The following is an 18107-nucleotide window of genomic DNA, read 5'->3' on the forward strand; positions in this document are numbered from 1 at the left end:
AAAGTATACGCAGCTATCGAAGCTGGCGACAAAGCTACTGCACTGAAAGCATTTAACGAAATGCAACCAATCGTGGACCGTCAGGCTGCTAAAGGTCTGATCCACAAAAACAAAGCTGCACGTCATAAAGCAAACCTGACTGCACAGATCAACAAACTGGCTTAATCGCCTGCTTGTTATCAGCTTTGTGAAAAAACCCGCGTAAAGCGGGTTTTTTTATGCCTGTATAAAAACAGCGGACAAAGAAATCGATCGGTAGCTGCTAGATCCACCAGTGAAGCGACTCGGACTCGCCTTGCCTCATGGCGAAACCACTCCAGCTGTCAGACATACGATGTAACGTAAAAAAGCACACCATACCAGGCGTGCTTTACTTAGGGGATTAACGAAAAGAAAAAATACTGCGCAGGCGGCTGCTATCAAAAGGCTCTTTTGATATGCCCGTCAATGTCAGACATCTTTAATAACAATTTTCATGACTTCAGCTGAGGGACTGTTAACATCGACATTAAAATGCCCTTTGTTTCCATATTGGTCATAAACAGTAATATCGACTGGGTTATGAGTCACAGGAACCTCACTTTGATGTTCTAAATCAACCAAGCTGAAGCACAAATATCCTTTACGCTCATTTCTAGAATATGTATGTTTCGTACCATCTGCAGTAAAGATATAAAGATTATTGCCACTCCGATACCCATCAAGATAGGCATATCTCAATGTCGCATTCCATAGGGAAAAACTAGAACAAATAAGTGTCTCGTAGTATGGATCTACATCCTCAGTCATGCCCTCAACTTTTTTAATAAGTAACTTAGGATTTTTAAAAGAGAAAAAGTTACTGCGTTTCTGAACCGTACCATCAGAATTATATTCAATATATGCATCCGGTGATAAAAACATATCGTCCATCACATATGATTTTTCGGCAATAGGTTCAAGGCGAATAAACGATTCAAAGTTGCCATTAATCGCAGTATCATAGGTGGTTCCAGCATTATCACTCATGGCCACTGCAAAAGATTTTGCAGTGGTAACGTTGTTTTCTGCAGAAACCCAGAAACAATAGCTTTGTGGTAAAAGATAACCGTCAAGGCCCGATTTTAATGCAGATAAAGGTTCCTTCTTTTGCTCTTTAGCAATAGCGGTATAGCTTGATGCGTGATCTAATAAAATACCATCCGAAAGAAAATCACCGTAGTTCTCAGTGGCAACCCAGCCATTGGCAATAGGAGCCCGAGAGTAATAGTCACATAACGACAAACTAGTCATCATTTGATCATAATCCAGAAAAACCTGTTCCCCTTTATCATCCAGGGCAATAAAATTAACCATCACCTGAACCTGGTTACGGCCATTAGCATAAATCAGGCCTACGTCAGAGTTGGAACGAAGTGACACATTCAAGTAGGAAAGATATGAAAAATAAGCAGCCATGATAAATCCCTTAATTAAGCATTAGACATAGAAATAGTGTTGTTATTATCTTTTGGTGAAAACGCTAAATACGCCACATTCTGATATGGGTCATAAGCCGTCACTTTAATTTCATCTGAGAATGGACTGCTGACTGTACAATTCTCAATAGATACTCGAGTAAGGCATAGTTGACCATAACGTTGATTGTAAGGAAGAGGGATAATATCTCCATTATCCAGTTTTAAATTATATGTCCCTTCCGCTCCCACTTTAAAAACAATTTGATAGATTGGTGGGTTTACATCCGCTTTAGCTTTAACAAATATATCCGCATTCCCGGATGATGAAGAGCTGTCAGAAATCGTACCATTAGGAATGGAAACATAATAATTATCTTGATCGACCACATAATTCCCAACGGTCTTATTCTGTGTATCAACGCGGGTATAATCAAGATCAGAATAGTCATACCATATAGCTGGCAGCGGCGTTACCGTGACGCCACTATCAAACTGGGTGCCTTTACAGCTTGTCACGATAGACTCACCACCATCTGGTGTAAGCACGGCAGCGCAGGTATGTGAAATTGTATGATAGCCTCTAGAACGAAGATTATAGGTAATAGATTGATAAACTACACCAGCGTTTACAGCCGCCTGAGTATTAACAACCACCGAATCAACATCTACTGCCCACCGATCCCAATACACGGCAGTAGTCGGTTGGAAAATTTCCCCCGTGTGATAATCGCCAAGAAAAACACACTCTTTAATTTCTTTTTCAGTTAAAATAACTTGCTCATAGTTTCTATTTGTTACCACGAAAATAATAGTAACCTGCGCTGCATCACCGACACGCTCATCATCCCAGCTATTTGCATATACTGTTGACTGGCCTTTTCCAGTAGGCAGGTTAACATCAACATAACTAACATATTCAAATTTTTTCATTGCTATGGTTCCTTAATATTTAGTTTGCGAAATCATTTATAAGAATGTGGAAAATGCTTACCTCCACTAACTAAAGAATAATTTAATATCAATAATATAAACCTCCATTAATATTAAAGGCTAATGACTAATATCATTAGCCTTAGTATTATGATTTAAATCTTAGTGGATACTGTTGAAGCCCACGGCATCAGGCTATTTTCATTAACCAGTCTGACCCCAGTATTTTTTAACTGAGTGTTCAGCGGTGTCAGTGAATCCGTCAGGGTATTTTTTTTGGCGGAATACAACGCCCCCAAACCAGAATCTTCACCCGCCTGCATCCCATTACTGGATGCGTAAAAGTTTTCAACGGTAGATGATTTCAGATCGCTGGTACTGGTCAGCGTATTATTGGTGATATCCGTGGTCGGCGTATCAGTACCGGCCTGCCCTGATGTCGTATCCTCTTTCTTCTGACTGACGTAATCATAAATTTTGATACCGGTTTTGGTGCCGCCAGTTAACGCATGATAGCCAATACTGAAGGCGGTTGAATCCGTCACTTTCATATAGCGATCGGCGGTTCTGACCATCAGACTCCGGGCATCATGAATCTTTGTTACCGAATAGGACCCGGTTCTCCCGCGAACCTTAGACCATGTATCAAGAACCGTTTCAGGTGCTTGTTTAATATAGCCAGGCACTTTTGGCACGACGCTACCAAAACTAATAACAGAACAGGTTTTGGACACCCATGAAAACGCGTTCGCCACATCAGGATTCGTTTCTTCAAGCGCTTTAGAGGTAATGGACGCTACATCTCCCACTACGCTTACAGCGCCGAGTATTAGACTTGCCGCTCGGGCTGAAGCGATTGCCGCCATAATCCCGCCCTCAACAATAATTGACGCCCCTGCGGTAAATATGGTGAGAAGCAGGCTTAAGATACTAAAGCCAATGCTAACGCCCGCCTGCCAGCTGATATGACCCGTTGGGTCGATAAAGTTAATCGGATCGTTACGGCAATAGGCATAAGGGTTGATCCCACCTTCGCCAAACGGTGACCAACTGTCCGGCGTATTAAAGCGCATTAATTCCGGGTTGTAGGCACGATAGCCGCTGCCTAAATGATAGTATCCGGTGACAGGGTCCCTGACCTGGCCATTAAATGCCGGGCTCCACGCTGGTAACGTATTATTAGCGCTCGCGCCAAAGGCGGTAAAACCGGTATCCGCAATCGACTTGCTTTGCGAATCAACCTGACTTAGTGGCGTACCTTTAAAATCGCTCAGATAAAGCTGAGAATTTGTATTGTCTTTTCTGGCAAGCATCGTATTGGCCACTTTGACAAATTCGGTGCTAACGGCATTATCCTCGTTATACTGAGAAACAACGCTACCTTCACGATAATACAGTTGGGTATTGCCACCATCCTGTGCGAGCTGGCGTACCATACGATCCATGGCATCATAATGGTACGTGGCAATAATTTTCACACCGCTCAAAATCTGCTGCAGACGTCCTAAAGCATCATACGTTAACGTGTTGCCCACTTCATTGGTGGTCAGGCGACCGGCTAAATCATATTCCAGCAACGTTTCTTTCGGATACGCATCATGGCTATTAGCAACACGTTTAAGCTGGCACGGGTCATTAAGGTCATAATGATATTCGGTAAAGTTTTCGCCATCAGCAAAGGTGGTGGTAATATCTTTAATATTCCCTAAACCGTCATAGGTATAGACCTGGTTGGTAATCTTATTGCCAAATTTATCGACCGGTAATTGCTCACCCGTTGCCGAATAGGTATAAAGCTGATTACGGCTGGTATAGGCATACTCTTCCCGGAGCAGCACCGTTTCGCCCTTACGGGTGATACGCGTTTTCAGGCTGTCGTCAGGGTAATAAAGCTGTTCAACGCTGCGATTTTGTCCGCCGCAGCTAAAGCTTCGCATCCATTCACGAGAGAATTCATCGTAATGAATTTCCATCGTAGAAACAGAGGAGAACTGGCTGTCGGTGGTGGTAATCTTTTTGATACGGCCTAGTGTATCAAACTCATTATCGAGCTTAATATTACCTTCGGTAATACTCAGACACTGTCCAAGTGCGTTAAACGCTGAATGACGGTTATTGTTATCAACGCCAACATAATCCAGCAGAATACCATTCCCTGAGAATGTATAGTTGGTGGAAACTGTTCGACCATTATCGGTAAAGGTTTCCGTCGCCAGCGTTGAGTCATTATTATAGGTGTTAACGAATTTAATGCCTTCCGCATTCACCCCGGTAAGCAGGTCGCCGCTGACCGGATCATAGGTCATTTCCTGAAGAATCAGCGAGTCTTTATCTTTCACGCTTCTGACCACATTACCCAGCTCGGTAATGTATTCATACTGGAGTTCCTGGCCATCCTGTGTCAGCGTCCAGTATGGGCAGGATTTATCGAGTTCGTATGCAAACTGCTGGGTACGGTTTGCCACCGTCGATGTTTTCAGACGGCCAAGACCATCAAATGTTTGTTCTCCTAACAGGCGATCGTCGGCATAAATATGCGTAATCAATTTTTCATTAGTATGCCCAGCATAAACTTTACGAACGGTGGTACCGTCGGCAAGGGTAGTGTGGGTAACGCGGCCATAGCTGTCATAGTCATAGGTAAGAAATACGCCGGCATCATCGACAATGCTTCTCAGCTGCGCTAAACCATCATAGTGATAGTTTTTAACGCCGATATTTTGACCCAGCGAATTAATTTTCCACTGCGAAGTGACAACACCGTTAACGTCATACTGCGTGACGGTACTGGCCGTTGCCTCGGTGTCAGATTCCTGCCAAAGCGTTGACTGCATGGTGATCGGGTCATAGTCATTATATTCAAAGTGACCGTCATTATATTGAATAGATTTGACCATACCCCAGTCGTTGAACACCATATTTTGTGAAACCAGTGCATCAACATCATTCAATCGATCACGACGTTCATTATAATATTCACGGCCAAAAGAATCATATTTCCGCTCAAGAATAACGGTCCAGACATCATTAATCAGCTTGTCCTGACGGATAATATTACCCAAACCATCATAGATATTTTTAGAGATATTTCCCTTTTCATCCTGAATAGTCATTACCGGAACAAAAACACCTGATTCAGGCTCAACCTCTTCCATCTGATAAGTATAATCAAGATTTGTCTCGTAGATCGAAAGTCTATTTTTGATACTTTTCGTCAGGCGATCCTGTACGTCATAATAATATTCAGTGGTATTTCCTTCCGTATCGGTGACAATATACTCTTTAAGCGACAGAGGATAATATTTGACGGTCATTGAAGTATGATTTGTACCATCATAGTCATAATCAAAAGGCTTGTAGGTTACCTTCCGGGTAGCGTAGATACCGTCAGTTCCCCATGTTGTTTCTTCCGCTGACACATAATCCAGCTCGCCACCTTCAACACCGGCCTTACTGATGATGCTGCGGATCACCTGTCCATAATAAGGAGAGCCGCTGTCAGCTAAATACTCCTGAGACACCTGTAACAGTACTTTTTTATCAGCAGTAGAGAGCACAGTATTTTGTACCACGGCGTGAGCCAACACTTCCTGGGCCGCCGATGCAGTCGGGATACTGATATAGGTGTAATGTTTAGCCTTGACCGGCGTATCAAACTCGGTCTCTGCCGGCGTCACCGTTTCGGATTTGATATAACGACAAAAGCCGTGTGGATCCGCAGGACATTCAGCCCCACCAATAGCAGGGAAATATTCCCACGTCGTCGTTTTGCCATCTGGTTCAATCTGGCTTAAAAGGTTGCCATCAAGGCTATACTCATAGGTGGTCGTTTCCGAGCGTGCTTCATTCGTTACGGTATTGCTATAGGTAACAACCTTACTTTTCTGGCACAAAAAGTTATCTGGCTGGTTATCATAAGTGGCGCCAGAAATCGCGTAGTAGTCTGCGGTAGTCAGTTTTTGGCAATCATTCTGAGTCGTTTTTTCTTCACGTAGCAGGTGGAAATTATCAAACGTCCTGCGGGTAACGATCAACTCTTCACCGTCGGTCAGGCGCTCTTCACTCCAGTAAAGGTAATTTGTCGTATTATTGTAGAGATAATCTGAACTATTGGACCACGGTGCGGATAACCCATAGCCTAAGTAGTTATTGGTAGAATACTGATAGGTACGGCGAATAGCGGGCTGTTGAGCACCGGGGAATCGCGTATGTATGGTTACGCGCGGAAGCGAGGTTTGTCCTGCGGCGCTGGGGAATTTAATCTGATTAGCAACGTAGGTGACGGATTCCGACATGCCGGAAGGCGTGGTGATGCCGTGAAGCAGATTGTTGCCGCCGACGGTATGATATTCAAGTTTCCAAACCGGGCTGTCGCTATCCTGGATAATACTGAATGAGGTCAGCTGCTGGTTGCTTTGCATAACGTGAATGACCTTTTCTTCAATAGAAGAAGGCCATACGGTGATAGTAGTAAAACCGCTGTAGCTAATGTTGAGCAGCGTATTTTCTTCATCCCGAATGCTCAGCACCCGTGGGAATTCGCCGCTTAAATCCCACTGAAGCTGTAATGCTCGCCCTAATGGGGAGTAAATCGTCACCGGAACCTTAACGTTATTCACGCTAGTCGGTGAGCTTAGGATTTCCACTACCCCACTTTTATAAATTAATTTGTAGTGATCGGTGAATTTCTCAAATTTAATGTTTTCAAGCTTGTTTTGCTGAATCATTACCGACGTCGTATTTTCAACAACCTTATACTGGTCGCCATTCGCGGTAACTAGCAAACTGTTACTTTTATCGTAATAACTAAGCCCTAACCCCCACCCCTGGCCAAATCCGCGATTGAGCGTATCTAAAGGAGAATAGCTTAACGTAATATTCTGAACCGGACCAATACCGTGGTTTCCGGTAACATTCAGAATGGGGAAATTACATTTATACAACCCTGTACGAACGTCAACTTCTGCTTGCAGGCTGCTGGTAAAGTTACCCGCCTGTGAATAATAGCTCTGTGCCATAATGTTCCCTTACAATGAGTTAGTGATTAGAACCATTTCACGTTAACCACTGCAAAGGAAAATCAGAAATCACATTACTCTAAATTGACATCATTAATTCTCACTGAGAAATAATGATGTCAATTTTAGCTTTTTTTATCTTACCGGATAGGATTTGAAAATAACTCTGTATAATCTTTCTTGCAAATACGCTGCACCGCCGGATGCTGGATCATTCTTTCCGCGAATATGGCGTGATATTCCTCCATCACATTCTCTACACGTCCAATTTCAACGATAGAATCATCGGCATAGAAATGATGTGAATACAGAGTAGGGGCAACAAAAATAGCGTTATGTGTTGCCCCAAACGCTTTCATCAATGCGGCATCATCAAACTCACCAAGGATTTCAACGTTCAATCCTTGTGAGTTGATCCAGTTCAGCAGCTTACGCCCGAGCATCGAGCGACGCCCTGGGATTAGTAATCGACGTTCTTCCAGGCAGGCAGGAAAGGGTTTCTCCGGCAATGGCTGAGTACACCAAAAACTCACGCAGCATTCGCCAATTCGCACCGAAAACAACCCCTCCTGCTGGGTAGAATCGATCGGGCAGTCGGAGATAATCATATCCAACTTATGCTGGCTGAGCTGCTCAAGCAGCATTTCGTGCGTTGACTCAAAACAGCGCAGATGGATTGGCTCATCTTCCACCACGGCGGCATCCAGCACGCTGCTAACCAGCTGTTTGGATAGCGCATCTGCCACGCCAACATCAAACAGCAGGTTCGACTCTTTGCGGTAGTTCACGATATCCAGCATCTCCTGGCTTAGGGTGAACATTTTGTCGGCATAGCGGAAGACCAGCTCACCCAACTCGCTCGGTTCAATACCGCGCCCTTTACGTTTAAACAGTTTGCCCTGTAACCGTTCTTCCAGCGCCTTGATTTGCCCGGTGATGGTTTGCGGTGTCAGGAACAGCGCCTCTGCCGCCCCCACGACCGAGCCTTCCTTATAGACATGCCAGAAGTAGTAAAGGTGATTGTAATTAATATGCGACATGCCCTGTGCACTCCTCTCCTTTAATTCTCATCTTGCGCTTAGGCCATCTGCGGCTTCAAATGCGCACGTAATAAACTGTATCCCACCACCGCCGACATCACTGAGCCAATCAGGATGCCGAGCTTCGCCCAGTTAATCAGCGACGGGTCGACGCTGCCGAAGGCAAGGCTAGCGATAAAAATAGACATGGTGAAGCCAATCCCGCACAGCAGGCCGACGGCCATAATCTGCGAGAAGTTTGCCCCTTCCGGCAGTTTTGCCAACTTGAGCTTCAGCGCCAGCCAGCAGAACAAGCTGATGCCGAGCGGCTTACCGAGAAACAGACCCGCGATGATACCCAGCGGCAGCAGCGAGGTCAGCCCGTCAAGCGTGACGCCCTGAAGGGAAACGCCGGCATTGGCAAAGGCAAACAGCGGCAGGATCATAAAGGCCACCCACGGATGCAGCACATGCTCAAGTTGTTTCGCTGGCGACTTACCGTTCTGCTCGCGCAGCGGGATAAAGAAGCCGACAATCACCCCAGCCAGGGTGGCATGAACGCCGGACTTCAGCACCGCCGTCCACAGGATCACACCCACCAGAATATAGATACCGGTCCGACGTACGCCGCTGACGTTCAGCAACGCCAACACCGCAATGGCGGCCGCAGCGATGGCCAGCGACAGCAGTGACAAATCATGAGTGTAGAACAGCGCGATAATCACGATGGCACCCAAATCGTCGATGATGGCCAACGCCATCAGGAAGATCTTGAGTGAGGCCGGTACGCGGCTGCCCAGCAGCGCCAGCACGCCAAGTGCAAAGGCGATGTCGGTCGCCGCAGGAATCGCCCAGCCGCTGCTCGCAATCGGATCCTGAGCGTTAAACGCCAGGTAAACCAGCGCTGGCACGACCATGCCGCCCAGTGCTGCAATTACCGGGAAAATAGCCTGACGACGCGTAGCCAGCGAGCCTTGCATCATCTCACGTTTAACCTCAAGGCCAATCAGCAGGAAAAACACCGCCATCAGGGCATCGTTAATCCACAGCAGCATGTTCTTGTTAATTTCTAATGCGCCCACGCGCAGCTGCACCGGCGTTTCCAGGAAGGCATGATACAGGCCGCTGGTTGCGCCCATATTGGCCATCAGCATGGCCAGAACGGCAGCAATAATCAGAATGATGCCACCAGAGGCATCATTGCTGAAAAAACGATGCAGATGTTTCATCTATTTATTCTCTCATTCAGTTAACTACTTGATAGAGACAATCATACCCTTCACAAATGCTCGTTAAAATTAGATTATTTAGTAAATATAATTCGTATTTTCCGATCTAACTAGATTATTGCCAGGGTCGGTAAGCGCCCTCCCCAGAAAGACATTCCGCGTCACAATGGAAATGCCCCGGATTTTCCGGGGCTTCTTTCAAGAACAACCAATCACTCAGTATGCGCCGAGGTCAGTCCATGCCTGGCCCTGGCTGCAGTTCAGGTCTGGCTGCATACCTTCACACCACCAGTTGACCTGGTAGTTGTGACCTTTCCAGCTTACGATCTCGAACTCGCCCCAGTTGACGCCGTATACCGTAGCCGCATCCCATTGTGGGTAAACAGAAGCGGAATCATCCGGAGTAGATTCAGAGTCATCAGAAGGTACTGGAGTCGGAGTGACCTCTTCTTCATCATCAGCCGGAGTCGGTTCAACTGCGCTTGCCGCTGGCACCACAATCAGAACAAAACGCTGCTGGGTTGAAGGTTCGCCTTGAGCATCACGGACAAACAGTGTGAACTGAAGTTCGGTAGCGGCTTCAACAACCGGTACCACGAACTCGATAACCGAAGCAGTTTTATCAGCAACGTCGATAGCGGTTGGTACGCCCCAGCTAAAGCTCAGAGCATCGTCATCTTCATCACTAGAGCCTTCGCCAGAAAGCTGAACGCGGGAACCGCCGACAACGCGCAGTTCAATAGTCGCTTTAGGCGCATGGTTGGCCTTTTCACCGTCATCCTTGTCTTCATCAACAGGTTCAATATTGATGCCTTCGAAGTAGAACGGTTCCATATCAACCACTTCCTTGCTCATTTCATAACCTAGGCCTTCACGCGCCGCGTTGACCAGCACGCCGTTATCCTGGTCGATAGTCCAGGTGAACATCCCACCCAGGCCGAGCTTAGCCGCGTACTCCGCTTTCACTTTTACGCTTCGTGGTGTATCAAGCGACATGAACAGTTTAGATTGCGGGTTGTAGAGGTAGTCTGCATTTGCAACCTGGTCGGTATACACATTGAAGCCATTACGACCTTTCTGGTTTTCCAGATCCAGGTAGTTATAAATGGTGTCATACCATTCGGTGCAGCCAGATTCGAAGGTACCGGTAGTGGTCCCCTCACCTGCGCTGTAAGAACCTTTCAGCGGGGAGAAGCTTTCAATTTCGGCGTTACGACCATTACGGGTGTAACCTGCATAACCGATGTTGATGCGATCGGCAGGGAAACCTTCAGCAATCAGATAATCAACAATAACTTCAATACTCCAGCCACCCGCAGACAGTGGGGACAGGTTAGTATGATGCGTCAGAGTTTCCGCCCATGGTGTACCGAAGAAGTCATAGGTCATGACGTTGATGCCGTAGAGACCCGCATCCATCAGCGCGTTAACGTTAGAGTAACCCAGAGTTTCTACGACAGCAGAGCTAGCGATAGAGATTTTAACATCGCTACGACCAGCAGCATCCAGCTGAGTTTTCAGCTCTTTGATGACCAGAGCATAGTTCGCGCCGTCTTCTGGGCCGTAAGGGTTATTGTTACCGACAGCATTCGGGTATTCCCAGTCAATGTCCACTTCGCTAAACATTGGGAACTGTTTGAATAATTTCACCACACCTGCCGCGAATACTTTGCGTGCTGCTTCAGTTTTTGCCATTTCATGGAAGCCGTTACTCATTGTCCAGCCGCCGATACTCATTGAAAGCGCCAGAGTATGACCCAGCTGCTTCGCTTTTGCCTGCAGGTCACGTAGACCGCCCAGCATGCCGTGAGTAGTCTGTTGCGTCACCGTCATTGGATCGAGGTCCCAGGCACTGGTCTCCTGATTACAGTTAACATAAGACTGGAAGTCACCCCATGGGTCGAGGAAGGTGGGTTCGTTAGTCGTTTTGCCGGTGAGAGCTGCCGCTTTTTCAATGGTGGATTGCTTCTCGCCCTTGTCACCCACAATACCAATGAAACCAAAGATAATTTTGTCATAAGCCAGTGGATCGACATTAGCCAGATCGTAGCCACGTCCACGGTCATCAGCAATATCACCACCTTGCAGGCGGTCATCATATTGAGACCAGTCGGTGTAGTAGCCGAATACTTTTGGCTTATTCGCGTTTGCTTTATAAACGTTATATACCGAATTAGCGACGCGAGCAGAAGTGTAGCTGTATTTACTCACTTCAGTTGCAGGAATAAAACCGTCAGCTGCATTACTGGTTTCAGTCAGGGTGTCACCCTTAATTAATTTACTAGTCGTCATAATATGTTCCTATAATTTAGATGATTGTGTTTTCGTAGGCCATCCTACCGGGTGAATAATTCATTAGCTGATTGAATAAGGCTAATCACAAAACATCATCAATGACGATGACTTTTAATTTATACATAGCAACGATAACAATTAATTAAATTAATATTATACCGCAACACCCCGTTCACTTTATCAGCAATACAAATGCAACCCTAAAGTGTTTAATGGTATTTAATAGGTTTTTAAATCTCACTTAAAAACAAATCAAAGCTGTGATGCACATTTGAAAATCAAACATAAAATGGAGTTATTGATTTTTACAATATGGATTCAGCTAGTTCTCGTAACTAGTATTCGGATAAACAAGGAATCAAGAACAACATCATTCAAAGAGGGAACAATGAAAACGTATATCATAAACCATGACTGCATATTTAATGAGCGTAAATATGAACTACGGAATATCACTAATTCGATGGTAGTCCGTATGACGGCGATGAGAGCAAGATGCCTCAGTTTCATCATCGAGCATGCAGAAAATGAAGTCATCGAACGCCAGGAACTCACTACCGCACTCTGGGGAAGTAGAGGGAACTATGTGAATGATGCAAATTTAACGCAAATACTTTATTTGATTCGCAAGGATTTAAAATCACTCGGGATCCATGACCTCCTCATTACTATCCCCCGCCAGGGAATTCAGGTAAATGATTTGATTCCCATTGAGTCAACAGATACCAACCAACCAGTTCCCCATTCTCTTTTTAATCCATCCAAACTCAAACAACGTTTTATCTCACTATTTAAACGCCAATAGTTTTAATAAATCATTATCAAGGAGGGTATAATGAATCCAGTTATCGATGGTATTCTTTCAATAGAAGGTGGTTATTCCAACAACCCCGCCGATCGTGGTGGTGAAACCAACTGGGGAATAACCAAAGCCACAGCAAGAGCAAATGGTTATCAGGGAGAAATGAAAGCATTAACCCGCGAAGAGGCATATGCGATACTGGAGAATATTTACTGGGTTAAACCTGGGTTCGAAGACATCTCACAGCTGTCCTGGCCTTTATCATTTGAACTCTGTGATGCCGCGGTCAATGTCGGCCCAAAATACCCCGGTATCTGGCTACAGCGCTGGCTAAACGTCTTCAACAAAGAACAAAATCTGTATCATGATTTAAGCACCGACGGCCTTATCGGTTCAAGAACGCTAACCGCACTGGAACGTTTTCTGACAACGCGAGGAAGCGAAGGTGAGGAGGTCTTACTCAGAGCGTTAAATTGCAGCCAAGGGGCTTATTATTTGACTATCACCGAAGAAAGACAACAGAACGAGCAGTTTATCTACGGCTGGCTAAAAAACCGTGTCGTATAAGCTGAATAATGGGACAATGTAATCTTTACAATGTCCCATCTGTTTATCACTCCATTGTTGATTATCGGTAATTAGCCCCCGATAAGATCTATGTTGTAATTTTTCTATGCATGCTTACTCTTTGCCAGATACAATGCGCTTAACTCGCGCACCTAATATTTTAATAATGGGAATAGAAAATACACCTCCCACTCCTGCAAAAAGCAATATCATGTTAAAACTTAGCCCCTTTTCAACCGCTACCACACTTAAAATAAAACTAGTGAAGCATGAGATAATAATCTGGTTGATACATCTCATTAAGCGGCCATGAAAGCTACCGGCTTTGAACCCCTCTGACTTTAACAAAAAACTCACAACCCCCCCCCATGCTCCGACCGCGATGACCATTGCAATAACTTCTACTTCGAGGAGGATCGCCCTTGGCGTTTCTAATTGAGCAGGTAATAACATTTATGATTCCTTTTGGATATAATGGAACTACAAATCTAAACCTTTCAGAGCGAAGAAAAGAGTCACAAAGAATCACTAAATATAGGTAATAAAAAAATATCTTATTAATGAAGTTAATGACGAAATGAAGATAAAGTATGAAGCATGTCAACAATGTCTTCAATATGCTGGCTCTTAGCATTCCTTTTATACCAGGAAGCGTATACATTCATTTGTTTTATTTTAATTTCACGTGGCAACTGCAGGATATTGATATTATATTTACGTTGATTTTTAAAGAAAATAGCAAGTTTCAAGGGAACCAATGCAATTAATTGTGTGCGTTCTACAATACTCATGATCCCTGTAATTGAATCACTTTTGTAGCCAATATCTCTTCGTTCTTTAACATCGATATTACTATCATAGAGGTTTTCATCTTGTATGGTCACAATCGGACAATCATTAGCTTTAAAAATGGCATGTTGTGATGATAAAAAATGATGGAGTGATAGCTGTGATAGTTCGCTTAACATATTATCCTTACCACAAATCATGCAAAAGTGTTTGAAGCTATCAATGGGTCTGCATTCAAAATCATTATCATTGTTATAATTACGGCTGATGGCTATATCGCACTCCTCCGTGATTAACAATTTTCTCATCTCATCTTTATCCCGGTTACGCATAGAGAAATGATGAAAAGAATAACGCTCGAAAAATTTATCGTCGTAAACCTGTGATAAATAGTAGTTTTCAGTAATATCACCGCCCAACAGGGTGATTTTACTTTTCTCCGAATCTTTTCCTTCCGGTTTTAATGCGACTTTAATGAGATCAATCGCTTGGCAGAAGTAGCTATGAACTTCGAGCGCTTTTACTGTTGGAATGAGACCACTTCGGCCTCTGACAAAAAGAGCTTCGTGGTAAAAACCCTGTAATCGGTTCAATGCAATCGAGACAGCCGCAGGCGTTACAGCCAATCGCTGGGATGCTTTCGTGACATTTCCGGCGGAAATAACTGCATCCAGCACCTTAATTAAATTATAATCGAACTCACTCTTCAAAGAAATAACTCCAGATCCATTAAAACTTCTACAGTATCACAAATGGAATTATTACTTCATAAGCGAAACAATCAAAATAAATTAATATAAATTAATATCAATAATTTATAATCATGATGTTTTAAAGAAATTTTAATGCAGAAAAACTCTGATTCCCCACAAGAAGTCTTTCTTTATTCGTTGATATTTAAGAGAAGTTTTTAAATAGATAAGATAAAAAAAAGCCCGGAATAAATTCCGGGCTTTTTTTGTGTTTCAAATCAGCGGGTCAAATCATCAAAGAATTTCTTCACGCCGTCGAAAAAGCTTTTCGAACGCGGGCTGTTGTTCTCGCCGGTTGGACCGCCGAAGCTTTCCTGCAGATCTTTCAGCAACTGTTTCTGCTTCTCATTCAGGCCGACCGGGGTTTCAACCACCACGCGACAAAGCAGGTCACCCTGCACGCCACCGCGAACGGATTTCACGCCCTTGCCACGCATGCGGAACAGTTTACCGGTTTGCGTTTCGCCTGGAATTTTCAGCTTCACGCGACCGTCAAGCGTCGGTACTTCAATCTCGCCGCCCAGAGCAGCCATAGAGAAGTTGATCGGCACTTCGCAGTACAGGTTATTGCCTTCACGCTCAAAGATGGCGTGCTGCTTCACCTGGACCTGTACGTACAGGTCGCCTGCCGGTGCACCGTGCTCGCCCGCTTCGCCTTCGCCGGTCAGACGAATGCGATCGCCGGTATCCACGCCTGCCGGAATTTTAACGGACAGGGTTTTGGTCTTCTCGACGCGGCCGTGGCCGTGACATTTATTGCACGGATCTTTAATCAGCGTACCGCGGCCCTGACAGTGTGGACAGGTCTGCTGTACGGCGAAGAAGCCCTGACGCATCTGCACCTGACCGGAGCCGTGACAGGTTGGACAGGTTTGTGGCTGTGAGCCCGCTTTGGCGCCGCTGCCGTGGCAGATGTCGCACTCTTCCAGCGTCGGGATGCGGATCTCTTTGGTCACACCACGAACCGCTTCTTCCAGCGTCAGATCCATGTTGTAGCGCAGGTCTGCGCCACGGGACGCGCGCTGACGACCGCGACCGCCGCCAAAAATATCGCCGAATACGTCACCAAAGATATCGCTGAAGTCCGCGCCGCCGCCAAAACCACCGGCACCGCCGCCCATGCCGCCCTGTTCAAAGGCTGCATGACCGTACTGATCGTAGGCCGCACGTTTCTGCGCGTCGGTCAGGACTTCGTACGCTTCTTTGATCTCTTTAAACTTGGCTTCGGCCTCTTTATCACCCTGGTTGCGGTCCGGGTGGAATTTCATGGCCAGGCGCTTGTACGCCTTTTTGATTTCACGCTCTTCCGCTGTTTTGGAAACGCCCAAAATCTCGTAATAGTCTTGCTTTGCCATTGGTTTTTTTCAGCCCCTTAACATGCGAGCACGGGCGGAGAGGAAACCCTCTTCGCCCGTGCTGATTAATTACCCTGCATCAGGGCGATTATTTTTTGTCTTTCACTTCTTCGAACTCAGCGTCAACAACGTCGTCGTCTTTCGCATTGTTCGCGGAAGCGTCAGCGCCTGCGGCACCCGCCTGCTGCTGTGCGTGCTGCTGCTGAGCGATTTCCATCAGTTTCTGGGAAACCTGCGCCAGCGCCTGCATTTTAGCTTCGATGTCCGCTTTGTCTTCGCCTTTCAGAGACGCTTCCAGTGCGGTCAGCGCAGACTCGATGGCAGTTTTGTCGTCAGCTGGCAGCTGTTCGCCTGCTTCTTCAACCTGCTTACGGGTGCTGTGCAGCAGATGGTCGCCCTGGTTACGGGTCTGAACCAGCTCTTCAAACTTACGGTCAGCTTCGGCGTTAGCTTCGGCTTCACGAACCATTTTCTGAATTTCTTCTTCATTCAGACCGGAAGAAGCCTTAATGGTGATCTTCTGCTCTTTACCGCTGTTTTTGTCTTTCGCGGAAACGTGCAGGATACCATCAGCATCGATATCGAAGGTGACTTCGATCTGCGGCATGCCGCGCGGTGCTGGGCTGATACCGTCCAGGTTGAACTGACCCAGTGATTTGTTATCGGATGCACGTTTACGCTCACCCTGAATCACGTGGATGGTTACCGCAGACTGGTTGTCTTCAGCGGTAGAGAACACCTGGCTGTGCTTAGTTGGGATGGTGGTGTTTTTGTTGATGAGCGCAGTCATCACACCGCCCATGGTTTCGATACCCAGAGACAGCGGGGTAACGTCCAGCAGCAGCACGTCTTTTACTTCACCGGTCAGAACGCCGCCCTGAACCGCTGCACCGATAGCAACAGCTTCGTCCGGGTTAACGTCTTTACGCGGTTCTTTACCGAAGAACTCAGCAACTTTCTTCTGCACCATTGGCATACGAGTCTGACCACCGACCAGGATAACGTCCTGGATATCGGATACGGACAGGCCAGCATCCTGCAGCGCAACTTTCAGCGGCTCGATGGAACGGTTAACCAGGTCTTCTACCAGGCTTTCCAGTTTCGCACGGGTCACTTTGATGTTCATGTGTTTAGGACCGGTCGCGTCTGCGGTGATGTACGGCAGGTTCACGTCGGTCTGCTGAGCGGAAGACAGTTCAATCTTCGCTTTCTCAGCGGCTTCTTTCAGGCGCTGCATCGCCAGCGGGTCGTTACGCAGGTCGATGCCCTGATCTTTCTTAAACTCGTCAACGAGGTAGTTGATGAGACGAGTATCGAAGTCTTCACCACCCAGGTGGGTATCACCGTTGGTTGCCAGAACTTCAAAGGTTTTTTCGCCATCAACTTCGTCGATTTCGATAACGGAAATATCGAAGGTACCACCACCGAGGTCGTATACCGCGATAGTACGGTTGCCGACTTCTTTATCCAGACCGTAAGCCAGTGCAGCGGCGGTTGGTTCGTTGATGATACGTTTGACTTCCAGACCTGCGATACGGCCAGCATCTTTAGTAGCCTGACGCTGAGCATCGTTGAAGTATGCAGGTACGGTGATAACAGCTTCAGTTACCGGCTCACCCAGGTAATCTTCAGCGGTTTTCTTCATTTTCTTCAGCACTTCAGCAGAGATCTGCGGTGGTGCAGTTTTGGTGCCTTTCACATCAAGCCATGCGTCGCCATTGTCTGCGGCAACAATTTTGTAAGGCATGATAGAAACGTCACGCTGAACTTCTTCGTCCTGGAAGCGGCGGCCGATCAGGCGTTTAATCGCAAACAGGGTGTTTTGCGGGTTTGTCACTGCCTGACGTTTAGCCGGCTGACCAACCAGAGTTTCACCATCCTGGGTATAAGCAATGATAGAAGGCGTGGTGCG

At 46.1% G+C, this 18107-nt stretch carries 13 protein-coding genes; 3 read left to right on the forward strand and 10 right to left on the reverse strand.

All coding sequences use genetic code 11. From position 1 onward, the window contains the following. The coding region (gene rpsT, locus RDN66_RS18940; protein ID WP_308538115.1) for a 30S ribosomal protein S20 at window positions 1-165 on the forward strand (165 nt) is incomplete at its 5' end. 285 nt (window positions 166-450) lie between these two features. Here the strand turns inward: rpsT and RDN66_RS18945 are convergent. From RDN66_RS18945 to RDN66_RS18970, 6 genes are all read right to left on the reverse strand, one after another. Then, window positions 451-1437, reverse strand: coding sequence for a hypothetical protein (locus tag RDN66_RS18945; RefSeq protein WP_308538112.1), 987 nt, complete (start codon window positions 1435-1437; stop codon window positions 451-453). A gap of 14 nt (window positions 1438-1451) precedes the next feature. Continuing rightward, a complete protein-coding gene (locus tag RDN66_RS18950) occupies window positions 1452-2369 on the reverse strand; it encodes a hypothetical protein (protein WP_202216521.1) in 918 nt (305 codons plus the stop codon). Window positions 2370-2524: 155 nt separating this feature from the next. Then, window positions 2525-7387, reverse strand: coding sequence for an RHS repeat-associated core domain-containing protein (locus RDN66_RS18955; protein ID WP_308538113.1), 4863 nt, complete (start codon window positions 7385-7387; stop codon window positions 2525-2527). A gap of 140 nt (window positions 7388-7527) precedes the next feature. Then, window positions 7528-8427, reverse strand: a complete 900-nt coding sequence (nhaR, locus tag RDN66_RS18960) for a transcriptional activator NhaR (RefSeq protein ID WP_035894922.1) — start codon at window positions 8425-8427, stop codon at window positions 7528-7530. A gap of 38 nt (window positions 8428-8465) precedes the next feature. Then, the gene (gene nhaA, locus RDN66_RS18965; RefSeq protein WP_202216523.1) at window positions 8466-9635 is read right to left on the reverse strand and encodes a Na+/H+ antiporter NhaA; all 1170 of its coding nucleotides are present in this window, start codon (window positions 9633-9635) and stop codon (window positions 8466-8468) included. Between the two features lie 216 nt (window positions 9636-9851). Next, window positions 9852-11927, reverse strand: coding sequence for a glycosyl hydrolase family 18 protein (locus RDN66_RS18970; protein ID WP_035894923.1), 2076 nt, complete (start codon window positions 11925-11927; stop codon window positions 9852-9854). 391 nt (window positions 11928-12318) lie between these two features. Here RDN66_RS18970 and RDN66_RS18975 point away from each other — a divergent pair, with 391 nt between their 5' ends. Both RDN66_RS18975 and RDN66_RS18980 read left to right on the forward strand, forming a co-directional pair. Then, window positions 12319-12735: a winged helix-turn-helix domain-containing protein gene (locus RDN66_RS18975; RefSeq protein WP_202216524.1), complete on the forward strand. Its 417-nt coding sequence runs from the start codon at window positions 12319-12321 to the stop codon at window positions 12733-12735. 30 nt (window positions 12736-12765) lie between these two features. Then, window positions 12766-13299 (forward strand): glycoside hydrolase family 108 protein, encoded by a 534-nt coding sequence (locus RDN66_RS18980; protein ID WP_202216525.1) that lies wholly within the window; start codon window positions 12766-12768, stop codon window positions 13297-13299. A 114-nt stretch (window positions 13300-13413) separates the two neighbouring features. On the opposite strand, the gene RDN66_RS18985 is transcribed toward RDN66_RS18980, so the two are convergent. The 4 genes from RDN66_RS18985 to dnaK form a co-directional block, all read right to left on the reverse strand. Next, a complete protein-coding gene (locus RDN66_RS18985; protein ID WP_202209146.1) occupies window positions 13414-13752 on the reverse strand; it encodes a phage holin family protein in 339 nt (112 codons plus the stop codon). Window positions 13753-13865: 113 nt separating this feature from the next. Beyond that, window positions 13866-14798 (reverse strand): LysR family transcriptional regulator, encoded by a 933-nt coding sequence (locus RDN66_RS18990; protein ID WP_202216526.1) that lies wholly within the window; start codon window positions 14796-14798, stop codon window positions 13866-13868. A gap of 260 nt (window positions 14799-15058) precedes the next feature. Further along, a complete protein-coding gene (gene dnaJ / locus RDN66_RS18995; RefSeq protein WP_115074844.1) occupies window positions 15059-16195 on the reverse strand; it encodes a molecular chaperone DnaJ in 1137 nt (378 codons plus the stop codon). 88 nt (window positions 16196-16283) lie between these two features. After that, on the reverse strand, window positions 16284-18107 hold a 1824-nt coding region (dnaK, locus tag RDN66_RS19000; protein WP_308538114.1), incomplete at its 5' end, for a molecular chaperone DnaK.

Origin of the sequence: uncultured Kluyvera sp. (assembly GCF_902485085.1) — a bacterium.
In the GTDB taxonomy this organism is placed as follows: Bacteria; Pseudomonadota; Gammaproteobacteria; order Enterobacterales; family Enterobacteriaceae; genus Kluyvera; species Kluyvera ascorbata.